Below are 12703 nucleotides of genomic sequence, written 5' to 3'. Positions count from 1 at the left end.
TCAGTGCAGCAGCGTCGCAACGATGCCGGCCAGATAACCCAGCCGCGCCACCTCTGACGGCCGAAACTCCGGACCCCCGGGCCGGCCCAGCAGCAGCGCGGTGTTCGGCTCACCCAGCGGCGCCGCGACCAAAGTGGTGTCCATCTCCCGCCAGACCTGCGGCACCCAGGCGGCGCCGCCGTCCAGCGCGATCGCCCGCTCGATCGGCATCCACGGCGCCGCATCCGGCTGGGTTTCCGGGACGCCGGAGCTGCCGACGACCAGCCGCAGACCGGCCGGCGAACTGCATAGCACCGCACACCAGCCCACCCGCAGCACGTGCGGCGCCTCGTCGGCCAGCACCCGCAGCTTCGCCGGCGTCGCGCCCGCCGCCGCGACGTGGTCGATGAGCTCGAGTTCGCGGTGGGCCTCCAGCAGTCCGGTGTGCGGCCGGAGGCTGTCCACCCGAACGCCGTTGAGCGCCTCGGCCGCGGTGATCAACGTGTCGGGCATGGCCGCGGGCGGCAGCTCGACCACCAGATCGTCGATCGCATAGCCGGACCCGCGCTCGACCACGTCGAGCGAGAGGATGTCGGCGCCCACCGAGCCGAGCGCGACCGCCAGCGAGCCGAGGCTGCCCGGTCGGTCGGCCAGCTGAACCCGCAGCAGATAGGAAGGCACGCGCACACTGTCGCACAGTGCCGGTCGGGCGGCGACCCGGCGGCGCCCGGCTTCGCCGCGCTTGCGATCGCCGCCGCACGCGCTCGCGGCATTTCGGCGGGCACCGCTACGCTTTTGCCTCGTGTCCCAGATCTCCCGTGACGACGTGGCCCACCTGGCCCGGCTGGCCCGGCTGGCGTTGACCGACGCCGAACTGGACAGCTTCGCCGGCCAACTCGACGCCATCCTGACCCATGTCAGCGTGATCCAGGCCGTCGACGTCACCGGCGTCGAAGCGACCGACAACCCGCTCAAGGACGTCAACGTCACCCGCCCCGACGAGATCGGGCCCTGCCTGACGCAGGAGCAGGCGCTCAACCAAGCTCCGGCCGCGGTCGACGGCCGCTTCGCCGTCCCGCAAATCCTCGGGGAAGAGCAGTGAGCGACCTCATCCGCCTGGACGCGGCGACGCTGGCCGCCAAGATCGCGGCCAAAGAGGTGTCGTCGGTCGAAATCACCCAGGCCTGCCTCGACCAGATCGAAGCCACCGACGAGCGCTATGGCGCCTTCCTGCACGTCGCGGCCGAGAAGGCGCTGGCCGCCGCCGCTGCCGTCGACAACGCGCAACAGCTGCCCTCCGCGCTGGCCGGGGTGCCGCTGGCGCTCAAGGACGTATTCACCACCGTCGACATGCCCACCACCTGCGGGTCCAAGATCTTGGAGGGCTGGCGCTCCCCGTACGACGCCACCGTCACGGCACGGTTGCGGGCGGCGGGCATTCCGATCCTCGGCAAGACCAACATGGACGAGTTCGCGATGGGCAGCTCGACGGAGAACTCCGCCTACGGCCCGACCCGCAACCCGTGGGACACCGAGCGGGTGCCCGGCGGTTCCGGCGGGGGCAGCGCGGCGGCGCTGGCGGCGTTTCAGGCGCCGCTGGCCATCGGCACCGACACCGGCGGCTCCATCCGGCAGCCGGCCGCGCTGACCGCGACCGTCGGCGTCAAACCCACCTACGGCACGGTGTCGCGCTACGGCCTGGTGGCGTGTGCGTCGTCGCTGGACCAAGGTGGCCCGTGCGCACGCACCGTGCTCGACGCCGCGCTGCTGCACCGGGTAATCGCCGGGCACGACGCCAAAGACTCCACATCCGTGGACGCTGAGGTGCCCGACGTGGTGGGTGCCGCAAAAGCCGGCGCGGCAGGGGACCTCCACGGTGTGCGCGTCGGCGTGGTCCGCCAGCTCCACAGCGGCGAGGGCTACCAGCAGGGCGTGCTGGCGTCGTTCAACGACGCGGTCGAGCAGCTGACCAAGCTCGGCGCCGAAGTGAGCGAAGTCGATTGTCCCCATTTCGATTACGCGCTGGCCGCCTATTACCTGATCCTGCCCTCGGAGGTGTCTTCGAACCTGGCGCGGTTCGACGCGATGCGCTACGGCTTGCGGGTCGGCGACGACGGCACGCACAGCGCCGAAGATGTGATGGCGATGACCCGCGCCGCCGGGTTCGGGCCGGAAGTCAAGCGGCGCATCATGATCGGCACCTACGCGCTGTCGGCCGGCTACTACGACGCCTACTACAACCAGGCCCAGAAGGTGCGCACGCTGATCGCCCGCGACCTCGACGCGGCATACACGTCCGTCGACGTGCTGGTGTCGCCCGCAACCCCGACGACGGCATTCCGGTTGGGGGAGAAGGTCGACGACCCGCTGGCCATGTATCTGTTCGACCTGTGCACGCTGCCGCTGAACCTGGCGGGCCATTGCGGCATGTCGGTGCCGTCAGGGCTGTCGGAAGACGACGGGCTGCCGGTCGGGTTGCAGATCATGGCCCCGGCGCTGGCCGACGACCGGCTATACCGGGTGGGCGCCGCTTACGAGGCCGCCCGCGGCCCGCTGCCGACGGCTATCTGAGATCCGCCTGCCATTGCCTCGGCCACCGGGCAAGATGGGGCTATGCGGATCGGGGTTCTGACCGGAGGCGGCGACTGTCCAGGACTCAACGCGGTCATCCGGGCGGTGGTTCGTACCTGCGACGCCCGGTACGGGTCGTCGGTGGTCGGGTTTCAGGACGGCTGGCGCGGCTTGCTGGAGAACCGGCGCATCCAGCTGCACAACGACGACCGCAACGACCGGCTGCTGTCCAAGGGCGGCACGATGCTCGGCACGGCGCGGGTGCATCCCGACAAGCTGCGTGCCGGGCTGCCGCAGATCATGCAGACGCTGGACGACAACGGCATCGACGTGCTGATCCCGATTGGCGGCGAGGGCACGCTGACCGCCGCGCACTGGCTCTCCGAGGAGAACGTGCCCGTCGTCGGCGTGCCGAAGACCATCGACAACGACATCGACTGCACCGACGTGACTTTCGGCCACGACACCGCGCTGACGGTGGCGACCGATGCGATCGACCGGTTGCACAGCACCGCCGAATCACACCAGCGGGTGATGCTGGTGGAGGTGATGGGCCGGCATGCCGGCTGGATCGCGTTGAACGCCGGGCTGGCCTCCGGCGCCCATATGACGCTGATCCCCGAGCAGCCCTTCGATGTCGAAGAGGTGTGCCGGCTGGTCAAGAGGCGCTTTCAGCGCGGCGACTCCCACTTCGTCTGCGTGGTGGCCGAGGGCGCCAAACCGATTCCCGGCTCGATGATGCTGCGTGAGGGCGGCATCGACGAATTCGGGCACGAGCGCTTCACCGGCGTCGCGACGCAACTGGCGGCCGAGGTGGAGAAGCGGATCAACAAGGACGTGCGGGTGACGGTGCTGGGCCACGTGCAGCGGGGCGGCACACCGACGGCCTACGACCGGGTGCTGGCCACCCGGTTCGGCGTGAACGCGGCCGACGCCGCGCACGCGGGTGAATACGGCCAGATGGTGTCGCTGCGTGGCCAGGACATCGGCCGGGTGCCGCTGGCCGATGCGGTCCGCCAGCTCAAGCTGGTACCGCAGAGGCGCTACGACGACGCGGCTGCGTTTTTCGGCTGACGTCCACCCCGCGTTCACCCGCGGGCCACCAACCTTTCACCGAATCCCGGCCATTGCCAAGGTTTTCCGATCCTCCGGGCTGATGCTACGGTCGGGAACATGAATTACCGCGGCCCTGATCGCGGCATGTTTCAACGAACGGAGCCGCTGGCCGGACGGCGGCCGTCAGCGCGACGACGCGACGAGGCACGCGCATACTCGCCCCCGTCGCCGGCGGACATCCGCGCGACGGTTCCGCTGACCAACATGGACGCGCCGGTCCAGGCTGAGCCGGAACAGGCCGTGCTTGACACCGTCGAGAACCAAGACGTCCAGGTCCCCGCCAAGCCTGGCTTGCGCAATCTGTTCGCCCAACTGACGCGAAGCGAACCTGGACAAGGCAAACAGCAGGCCCAGGAACGCGCCCTGCGCGAGCGGATCCGCGTGCCGGTGGCCGGCGCCTTCCCGATTGCGGTGGTGAGCGCGAAGAGCGGCGTCGGAAAAACGGCCGTCGTCGAGGCGCTTGGCTCGATCTTCGCCGAGGCGCGCGACGACCGGGTGATCGCGGTCGACGTCGACACCGGAGACCTTGCCCATCGCCTCGGTCACCGAAACAGCTCTGGTTTGGAGGTTTTCGGGCACGCGGACTATGCGCACAGTGACTGGCAGATCAAGCGCGACGATGTCGTCAAGGCTTTCTCGATGCTGCGCAAACGCTACTCGGTGCTGCTGGTGGACTGCGGCAAGACACTCAAATCCAATGTTTCCGAAGCGGTTTTGCTGGAGTCTGAGGCTCTGGTGCTGGTGACCAACACGTCGATCGACGCGATCAGAAAGACCAGGTCGAGGCTGGATTGGTTGGGCAGCAACGGATATCAGAAACTGACCGAGTCGGCCACACTGGTGATCAACCACACCGAACAACGAAAGCCGCGAGCCTGGGTCGGCAGGGAACTGCGGGAGTTGTCGGATCGGTTTGCGTCCGAGCGCGTCGTGGAGCTGCCGTTCGACCGGCACGTGCATGACGACAAAGAGATCGTCCCGTCGCGGCTGAGCCAGGACAGCAGGCGCCGCTATTTGGAGATGGCTGCCGCCCTCGCCGACCTGTTCCCCGGAACTCGTCACTAAGCCCCGTAACGGATAGCTGTAACGTAACGCTTCGTGGTGGCGACGACGTTGACGTGCAGCATTTGCGGCACCAGCTTCCAGGCCCGGGCCGACGCGCGGTATTGCTCACCGGCGTGCCGGCAGAAGGCACACCGGGCCCGTCACGCGCAGCGCGTCGCGGCATCGGCCGGAGGCCCCACGCACATGACCGTCGAGATCGACACCGGCGGCGCGATCCAGCGTGCCCGCAAGGCGCTTGCCCGGTCCCGCGAATTGCGGCGTGCGGCCCGCGACACCGTCCAGCGGGCAACGGCCACACGCCAGCGGATCGCCGCGCGCTACCCCGAGCTGGTCCGCTCGTCGCGGTCGGGCCGAGACGACGCGGGAAGCCGTGCTCACTACGATTAACCGCATGACTGTTGCTGCGGCTGAGCTGCTCGACTACGACGACGTCGTCGCACGCTACGAGCCGGTGCTCGGCCTGGAGGTGCACGTCGAGCTGTCCACCGCGACCAAGATGTTCTGCAGCTGCGCCACAGCCTTCGGCGCGGAACCCAACACCCAGGTGTGTCCGGTGTGCCTGGGCCTGCCGGGGTCGCTGCCGGTGCTCAACCAGGCCGCGGTCGAGTCGGCGATCCGGATCGGGCTTGCCCTGAATTGCGAGATCGTGCCGTGGTGTCGCTTCGCCCGGAAGAACTACTTCTATCCGGACATGCCGAAGAACTATCAGATCTCGCAGTACGACGAGCCGATCGCCGTCAACGGCCACCTCGACGTGCCGCTCGAGGACGGCACCACCTGGCGCGTCGACATCGAACGCGCGCACATGGAGGAGGACACCGGCAAGCTGACCCACATCGGCAGCGAGACCGGCCGCATCCACGGCGCGACGACGTCGCTGATCGACTACAACCGCGCCGGCGTGCCGCTGATCGAGATTGTCACCAAGCCGATCGTCGGAACCGGCGAGCGGGCCCCGCAGATCGCCCGGGCCTACGTCACGGCACTGCGAGACCTGTTGCGCGCGTTGGGCGTATCCGACGTGCGGATGGACCAGGGCTCGATGCGCTGCGACGCGAACGTATCGCTGATGCCGGTTGGCGCCGCGCAGTTCGGTACCCGCACCGAGACCAAGAACGTCAACTCGCTGAAAAGCGTCGAGGTCGCGGTCCGCTACGAGATGCAGCGGCAGGGCGCTGTTCTGGCCTCCGGCGGGCGGGTCACCCAGGAGACCCGGCACTTCCACGAGTCCGGCTACACCAGCCCTGGCCGCACCAAGGAAACCGCGGAGGACTACCGCTATTTCCCCGAACCCGACCTGGAACCGGTGGCGCCCAGCACCGAGTTCGTCGACCGGCTGCGCCAGACCATCCCCGAGCTACCGTGGTTGCGCCGCAAGCAAATTCAGCAGGAGTGGGGTGTCTCCGACGAGGTGATGCGCGATCTGGTCAACGCCGGCGCCGTCGATCTGGTGATCGCCACCGTCGAACACGGCGCCTCCAGTGACAAGGCGCGCGCCTGGTGGGGGAGCTTTCTGATGCAGAAGGCCAACGAGGCCGGCGTCGACCTCGACGCGCTGCCGATCACCCCCAAGCAGGTCGCCGAGGTCATTGCACTGGTCGACGACGGCAAGTTGTCCAACAAGCTGGCCCGCCAAGTCGTCGAAGGTGTGCTGGCCGGCGAGGGCGAGCCCGAACAGGTGATGACGGCCCGGGGTCTGGCCGTGGTACGCGACGATTCGCTGATCCAGGCCGCGGTCGACGAGGCGCTGGCCGCCAACGCCGACATCGCGGAGAAGATTCGCGGCGGCAAGGTCCAGGCGGCGGGTGCGATCGTGGGCGCAGTGATGAAGGCGACCAAGGGACAGGCCGATGCCGCGCGGGTGCGCGAGCTGGTACTGAAAGCCTGCGGACAGGCCTAGATCCTGGCCACACCGTCGGCCACGGCACCGAGTTTGTCCGGGTTGGCGACGTTGTGGATGGTGACGATGCGTCCATCGGCACCGAGATCGACTGTCAGCGTTGCGATCACGCGTCCCGCACCGGTGAATACGATGCCGGGTCCGCCGTTGATGTCGACGACTTCGACTGCCATGTCGGCGATTTCGACGCCCTCGTAGGGTCGTTTGATCGTGCCGGCTATCCAGGCGGCCACCTTGTCGTTGCCCAGGATGGGCCGCAGCGCCTGGCGGACCTTTCCGCCGCCGTCGGTCCACAGCGTGACGTCGGGGGCGAGCAGTTCCATGAGCTTGTTGATGTCACCGCCGGCGGCCGCGGCGAAGAACCGTTCGGTGATCTCGCGCTTCTTGGCGTGGTCGGTCTCGAATCGGGGTCGCCGGGCCTGCACGTGTTCGCGGGCACGATGACCGGCCTGGCGCACCGCAGACTCGGAACGCTCGAGGGCTTCGGCGATTTCGGCATAGCTGAAGTCGAATACTTCCTTGAGGACGAAAACGGCGCGCTCCAACGGACTCAGCGTTTCCAGCACCACCAGCATCGCCATTGACACCGACTCGGCCGCGGCGACGTCGTCGGCGGCGTCCGCACTGGTAAGGATCGGCTCCGGAAGCCATGGCCCCACATAGGTTTCCCGTTGCCGCTGGCTGGACCGGAGCCGGTCCATCGACAGATTCGAGACAATCCGTGCCAGATAGGCCTTCGGATCGGCGACCTGCCCGCGGTCGGCCGCCGACCACTTGAACCACGCGTCCTGGACCACGTCCTCGGCGTCGGCGGCGCTGCCCAGGATTCGATAGGCGATCGCGAACAACAGTTTGCGGTGGTGCTCGAACGTCTGCTGATCGGTGCTCATCGGGTGAACCGACCGCCGCGACGCCAGGTCGTGCTGCCCACCGACGGCACCGACTTGAGCAGGCGGTAGGTCGGCCACGGGCTGGAGCTCACCGTCTCTTTGTACGTGACGGCCCACCGGCCGGCCAAGTAGAACCGCGAGGGGCTGTCGTCGGGACGGGTGAATTGGATGACCGCGTCGCGACGGCCCAGGCTCACCGGCTGGTGAACGTAGCCGAATCGAAACTTCTTGGGCTGCTTGCCTTTCAGTTCGCGGGCGATGGACGCCGCGGCGTGCAGCGCGGTCGGGATTCCGCTTTGGCAGGTGCCATGCATGACGCCATAACGCTGCCGGACGGCGGCGGCGTCGCCGACGGCGTAGACGTTGGGGTGCGACACCGAGCGCAGCGACTCGTCGGTGACGATCCGGCCGCGCTCGTCGACCCTCAAACCGGCGGCGGCCGCCAGCGGTGACACCCGCACCCCGGCGGTCCACAACACGGCCTGTGCGCCAACCACGTCGCCGTCGGCCAGCGCAACGCCGTCGGCCATCACCTTGACGATCTCGGCGCCGGACCGGACCTGCACGCCCAACCGGGCCAAACCCGCGTGTAAGCGTGCTCGCGCCTTGGGGCCCATCATCGACCCCGGCGCCGTCCGGCTCAGCAGCACGACGTCCAGTTCGGGGTGCTGCTCGGCGATCTCGGCAGCGGATTCGACGCCGGTCAGACCGCCGCCTGCCACCACCACGGTGCCGTCGCCGAGACGATCCAGCTCGTCGGCGAACAATGTCGCGTCATGTGCGCTGTTGAGCGTGTACGCGAACTCGTCGACGCCCGGCACCGCTGTGGTGTCCGCAACGCTGCCGAGCGCATAGACCAACGTGTCGTAGCGCAGAGTGCGCGAGTCGTCGACGCGGACAGTCTGCGCATCGGCGTCGATCGCGGTCACCCAGCCTTCGACGAACGTGACGGCGGTGCCCTCGAGCAGATCGGGAATCCGCAAGTCGGCCAGCTGTTGGCCGGACGCGACCTGGTGCAGCCGCAGCCTCTCGGTGAACCGGGTCTGCGGGTTGACCAGCGTGATGTGGGTGTCCTCGCGGCGACGCACCCAGGCTGCCAGGCTGATGGCCGCAGCCATCCCGGTGTACCCGCCGCCGATGATCACGATCTCGTTCATGGTCCCGCCCTTTCGTGTGTGAGCTGCTGATGTACACCAGACGGATCCCGCACGCGGATTTGTGACACGCCGTCAACGGCCCAACCTGTTGCGGACAAGTTAGACCAGTGGTCTAATCTATAGACCGGTGGTCTAAAACGGTCCGCCGTCATGTCGAAAAGGATTGGTAGCCATGCGCACACCCGCTACCGCGGCCGATCGATCGCAGCGCACGCGCTCGTTCGCACGTGTGCTCGGTCCGTTCATCGCCGTTGTTCCCGCGATCGTCGCTATCAGAGCTGCGAGCATCGGCCGCCAGTTGTCCAGTTTTTCGGAGGACCCGATGTGGCCGTGGGTGCTGGGCGCGCTGCTGTTCTTTTCCGGCCTGTTCATCATTGCGTTCCACCAGTATTGGCGCAGCGTTGCCGCGGTGATCATTTCGCTGTTCGGCTGGTTCCTGCTGCTGCGGGGCTTCGCATTGCTCGCCACGCCACAGCTAATCGAGAAGGGCGCCGAAAACGCCACCGAATCGTCAAGTCCAGCCATCGCCGTGGTGCGTGTCGGTTTCGGGCTGCTCGCCCTGTGCGGTCTGTACCTGGCATATGTGGGGTGGCTGAAGAAGTCCGACTGACTCGACACCGCCATGCCGCGCGTCGTCAAACCCAAGGACGTCCGCAGGGCCGAAGTGCTCGACCAGGCGCTCGCGCTCTTTCTCGAACGTGGCTATGAGAATGTCAGCCTCAACGACCTTCTCGCCGCGACGGGTACGTCGAAAGGCGCTTTCTACCACTACTTCCCATCCAAGGAGGCGCTCATCACCGCGCTCGCCGAACGCAACGCCGCGGAAGCCTTCGAAGCCTTGCGTCCGGTCTTCGAGCAGCCCGGCAAGAACGCGCTGGAACGCCTCAACGCCGGACTTGCGGCGAGTTATCAGGTCAAGATGGCGATGGGGGCTCCCGAACAGATCGCGGCGATGACGTCCCTGTTCGAGCCGAACAACCAGGCGCTGTTCGCAAAGATCGTGACCATATGGGAGGACCTGTTCCGGCCGGTACTAACCGACGTCATCACGCAGGGGGTACGCGAGGGTCTCTTCGACACCTCCGATCCTGAGGGTGCCGGTGACATCATCCAGGGATTCGCCGCCAGCTTGCAGACCAACCTGGTTCAGGTACTCAATGCGCGCGACGCGAAATCCCGACGCAAGGCCATCGATGACTGCATGAAGCGCATCAAACTGCACGGCATTGCGACGGACCGGATCCTCGGTTTACCCGACGGGTCAACGGCAGTGCTCGACCGCAAGCAGGTCGAGGCGATGGTGGCGCACCTGCGGCCCCGCCCGGCGGGCTAAGCCCACGGCGAACAGGGGCATACCCCACCCCGTTGCAACGCTGACGCGGTTATGCCCGACGACTCCGACGCGCTGGACGCCTACTCGGCGGTGGTCACCGCCGTGGCCCAGACGGTGCTGCCCAGCGTCGCCAGCCTCGCGGTGCGCAGCCGCCGCGGCAACGGCGCGGGCAGCGCCAGCGTCATCACGCCCGACGGCTACCTTTTGACCAGCGCGCACGTCGTCGCCGGAGCACGCACTGCGCAGGCGACATTCACCGACGGCACCACCGTGGGCGTCGACATCGCCGGGCGCGACGAACTCTCCGACTTGGCCGTGCTCAAGGCGCGTGGTGCCGTTCCCGCCCCGGTCACGATGGGACGCGCAGAAGACCTCCGCGTCGGCCAATTGGTTGTGGCGGTGGGCAATCCGCTGGGTCTGGCCGGCAGCGTCACGGCTGGCATTGTCTCTGGGCTCGGGCGTTCGCTGCCCACCCGCGCCGGCCGGGTCGTCGACGAGGTGATCCAGACGGATGCCGCGCTGAACCCGGGAAACAGCGGCGGCGTGTTGTCCGACGGCCGCGGACGGATGGTCGGGGTGAACACCGCGGTCGCGGGAGTCGGCCTGGGCTTGGCGGTGCCGATCAACGCGTCGACCCACAAGATCATCGCGGCGTTGATGCACGCCGGGCGGGTGCGCCGCGCATGGCTCGGCATCGCCGGCGCACATATCCCGGTGCCGCCGGCCGTCGCCGCCAAACTGGGCACCACACACGGCCTGCAGATCGCCAGCGTGGTCGCCGGCAGCCCGGCCGCTGAGGCAGGTCTGCGCCGCGGCGACATCGTCGTCAGTGTCGACGGCAAGAACGTGGTGACCGCCACCGCGATTCAGCAGCTCATGGTCGAAGATGCGATTGCGCGCCGCATCGAGATGACGGTGTGGCGCAACGGTGCGCTCGTCGACGTGTTCGTGGTACCGCGCGAGCTCGCCGAACGCTGAGCCATCATGGCCATGTGGAACCTTTCGACCGGCTGGTCGCGATGCTGGACTACACGATGTTCGTGGTGACCACCCAAGCCGATGGTCACCGGTCGGGCTGCCTGGTCGGGTTCGCCACCCAAACCAGTTTGAAGCCACCACGGTTCCTGGTCGGCATGTCCAGGCGCAACCACACCTTCGGCGTCGCAAGCCAATCCGGGCATTTAGCCGTACATGTGTTGGCCCGCAACAACATTGGATTGGCGCGGCTGTTCGGCGGCCAAACCGGCGACCAGGTCGACAAATTCGCGCAATGCTCATGGCACAGCGGTCCGGAGGCGATGCCGATTCTCAACGATGCCGTCGCGTGGTTTGTGGGCAAGACACTGGACCGAATCGACCTCGGCGACCACGTGGGTTACCTGCTGGAACCGGTTGCCGGCTACGCGCCCGAGCGCGGCGACGATCTCGTCAGCTTCTCCGATGTCACCGACCTCGAGCCGGGCCACGGGGCCTGAACGTCGCCGCCGACTGTGAACCTGGCGATGCGACATGCCGCGGCAGCGTCGTGAGATTCGCAGTCGGCGGATGAGTTACGTCTTGTCCTCGTTGGCCCGCGGGAATCCGCCGCCCTGCGGGAAGAGCGGGAATACCACGTCGTCGAGCTTCTCCGCATCGCCTGCGGTCTTGTTCACCGTTGCGCCCCAGACGTTTCCGTCCGGTGACATCCGCAATGCCCACGCGTGGGCGTGCGTGTCCTGACGCACCACGTCGGGCTCCCCGTCGGGCTCCCCGGTGACAGCGCCTGTCGCCGGCGCGAGATGAACGGCCACGGTCTGTTTGGTGTTGATCAGGTTCACCAGCACCGTGCCGTCCAGGGCCGCGCAACCGGCGACACCGGGCCGGTCTGGCCAGGTCCAGACGGTGGAGACCTTGGAGTCCTTGGTGATGCGCTGCAGCCGGTCGGCGGTGGGCGCGCGGTCCACCACGTACAAAGACCCGTCGACCGGGTCGGTGCACAACCCGCCGCCCGAGCCGATGCCGGAGAGCGCGGTGGTCGGCGGGGCCTGGTTGAGCGTGGTCGGCTGCTCGATCCGCAGCACCTTGCCCGCCGGCGACCCCGGGTCGGCGGCCATCGCCGCGTTGCCCGCATCGCCGGTGAGCACCACCAGCGTGGTCGGACTGGTGAAGATCAGCGCGCCGGTGTTGCCGGTGGCGCCCTTCGGGATTCCGGTCAGGATGTCTTTGGGGATATCGCCGTCGGCGATCCGGATGACCCGGTTGTCGCTGGGTGTGCTGACGTAGGCGTACATCAGCCGGTCCTGCTTGTAGGTCGGCGACAAGACGATGTCCATCAGCCCGCCGTCACCGGACGGGTCGACCGGGATCACCGTCTTCACCTTCGGCTCGGCGCTGACCGACACCTCTTTGACCGCACCGGTGGTGCGCTCGGCGACCAACGCCGACTTGCTATCGGGCAGCATGATCAACCCGCTGGTGCTTTCCAGGCAGCCCTGCATGACCCCCGGGGCCGGACACTGCTTGGGGAACGGCTTGGCGGGCAGCGGCGGCGGCGGGGGAGGCGTCGACGTCGGCGGGGGCCGACGATTCGGTTCGGTGGTGAACGGCTCGGACTGGGCGTCGTTGAACCGGGCGCAACCGCTCACGACGAGCAACGCCGCACACAGCGCGGCGAACCCGCGCCGAACCGACCGCCGTAACCGCATGTCCGCAA

The 12703-nt window shown here is 67.8% G+C and carries 14 protein-coding genes; 10 read left to right on the top strand and 4 right to left on the bottom strand.

Annotated features, from left to right (window positions below; all coding sequences use genetic code 11):
* The gene (locus G6N47_RS24305; protein WP_139799276.1) at positions 1 to 660 is read right to left on the bottom strand and encodes an ACT domain-containing protein; all 660 of its coding nucleotides are present in this window, start codon (positions 658 to 660) and stop codon (positions 1 to 3) included.
* Between the two features lie 121 nt (positions 661 to 781).
* On the opposite strand from G6N47_RS24305, the gene gatC reads away from it, so the two are divergent.
* The 6 genes from gatC (at position 782) to gatB (ending at position 6631) form a co-directional block, all read left to right on the top strand.
* A complete protein-coding gene (gene gatC, locus G6N47_RS24300; protein WP_083129578.1) occupies positions 782 to 1081 on the top strand; it encodes an Asp-tRNA(Asn)/Glu-tRNA(Gln) amidotransferase subunit GatC in 300 nt (99 codons plus the stop codon).
* Positions 1078 to 2550 carry an Asp-tRNA(Asn)/Glu-tRNA(Gln) amidotransferase subunit GatA gene (gene gatA / locus G6N47_RS24295; protein ID WP_083129577.1) on the top strand — a complete coding sequence of 491 codons (1473 nt, stop codon included), beginning with the start codon at positions 1078 to 1080 and terminating at the stop codon, positions 2548 to 2550. Before gatC ends, gatA begins: the two co-directional genes overlap by 4 nt.
* A gap of 42 nt (positions 2551 to 2592) precedes the next feature.
* Positions 2593 to 3624: an ATP-dependent 6-phosphofructokinase gene (locus G6N47_RS24290; protein WP_083129576.1), complete on the top strand. Its 1032-nt coding sequence runs from the start codon at positions 2593 to 2595 to the stop codon at positions 3622 to 3624.
* A 99-nt stretch (positions 3625 to 3723) separates the two neighbouring features.
* Positions 3724 to 4731, top strand: a complete 1008-nt coding sequence (locus tag G6N47_RS24285) for a MinD/ParA family ATP-binding protein (RefSeq protein WP_139799275.1) — start codon at positions 3724 to 3726, stop codon at positions 4729 to 4731.
* A gap of 33 nt (positions 4732 to 4764) precedes the next feature.
* A complete protein-coding gene (locus tag G6N47_RS24280) occupies positions 4765 to 5118 on the top strand; it encodes a hypothetical protein (RefSeq protein WP_139799274.1) in 354 nt (117 codons plus the stop codon).
* A 4-nt stretch (positions 5119 to 5122) separates the two neighbouring features.
* The gene (gatB, locus tag G6N47_RS24275; RefSeq protein ID WP_083129574.1) at positions 5123 to 6631 is read left to right on the top strand and encodes an Asp-tRNA(Asn)/Glu-tRNA(Gln) amidotransferase subunit GatB; all 1509 of its coding nucleotides are present in this window, start codon (positions 5123 to 5125) and stop codon (positions 6629 to 6631) included.
* Here gatB and G6N47_RS24270 read toward each other — a convergent pair.
* The gene (locus tag G6N47_RS24270) at positions 6628 to 7521 is read right to left on the bottom strand and encodes an RNA polymerase sigma-70 factor (protein WP_083129573.1); all 894 of its coding nucleotides are present in this window, start codon (positions 7519 to 7521) and stop codon (positions 6628 to 6630) included. The genes gatB and G6N47_RS24270 overlap by 4 nt on opposite strands.
* Positions 7518 to 8678: an NAD(P)/FAD-dependent oxidoreductase gene (locus G6N47_RS24265; protein WP_083129572.1), complete on the bottom strand. Its 1161-nt coding sequence runs from the start codon at positions 8676 to 8678 to the stop codon at positions 7518 to 7520. The genes G6N47_RS24270 and G6N47_RS24265 overlap by 4 nt, the downstream gene beginning before the upstream one ends.
* Positions 8679 to 8850: 172 nt before the next feature.
* Between G6N47_RS24265 and G6N47_RS24260 the strand changes: the two genes are divergently transcribed.
* From G6N47_RS24260 to G6N47_RS24245, 4 genes are read left to right on the top strand one after another with little or no spacing between them, the layout of a single operon-like run.
* On the top strand, positions 8851 to 9288 hold the full coding sequence (locus G6N47_RS24260) for a hypothetical protein (RefSeq protein WP_083129571.1): 438 nt from the start codon (positions 8851 to 8853) through the stop codon (positions 9286 to 9288).
* Between the two features lie 12 nt (positions 9289 to 9300).
* On the top strand, positions 9301 to 10011 hold the full coding sequence (locus G6N47_RS24255) for a TetR/AcrR family transcriptional regulator (protein WP_083129570.1): 711 nt from the start codon (positions 9301 to 9303) through the stop codon (positions 10009 to 10011).
* A 51-nt stretch (positions 10012 to 10062) separates the two neighbouring features.
* The gene (locus tag G6N47_RS24250; protein WP_083129569.1) at positions 10063 to 10989 is read left to right on the top strand and encodes a S1C family serine protease; all 927 of its coding nucleotides are present in this window, start codon (positions 10063 to 10065) and stop codon (positions 10987 to 10989) included.
* Between the two features lie 41 nt (positions 10990 to 11030).
* The gene (locus G6N47_RS24245) at positions 11031 to 11486 is read left to right on the top strand and encodes a flavin reductase family protein (RefSeq protein ID WP_179966470.1); all 456 of its coding nucleotides are present in this window, start codon (positions 11031 to 11033) and stop codon (positions 11484 to 11486) included.
* A gap of 75 nt (positions 11487 to 11561) precedes the next feature.
* Here G6N47_RS24245 and G6N47_RS24240 read toward each other — a convergent pair whose 3' ends face one another.
* A complete protein-coding gene (locus G6N47_RS24240; protein ID WP_163659732.1) occupies positions 11562 to 12695 on the bottom strand; it encodes a PQQ-dependent sugar dehydrogenase in 1134 nt (377 codons plus the stop codon).
* Between the last annotated feature and the right edge of the window lie 8 nt (positions 12696 to 12703).

It is taken from the genome of Mycobacterium branderi (genome assembly GCF_010728725.1).
In the GTDB taxonomy this organism is placed as follows: Bacteria; Actinomycetota; Actinomycetes; order Mycobacteriales; family Mycobacteriaceae; genus Mycobacterium; species Mycobacterium branderi.
The sequence above is the reverse complement of the archived record's forward strand: the minus strand, read 5'-3'. Positions and strand labels throughout refer to the sequence as shown.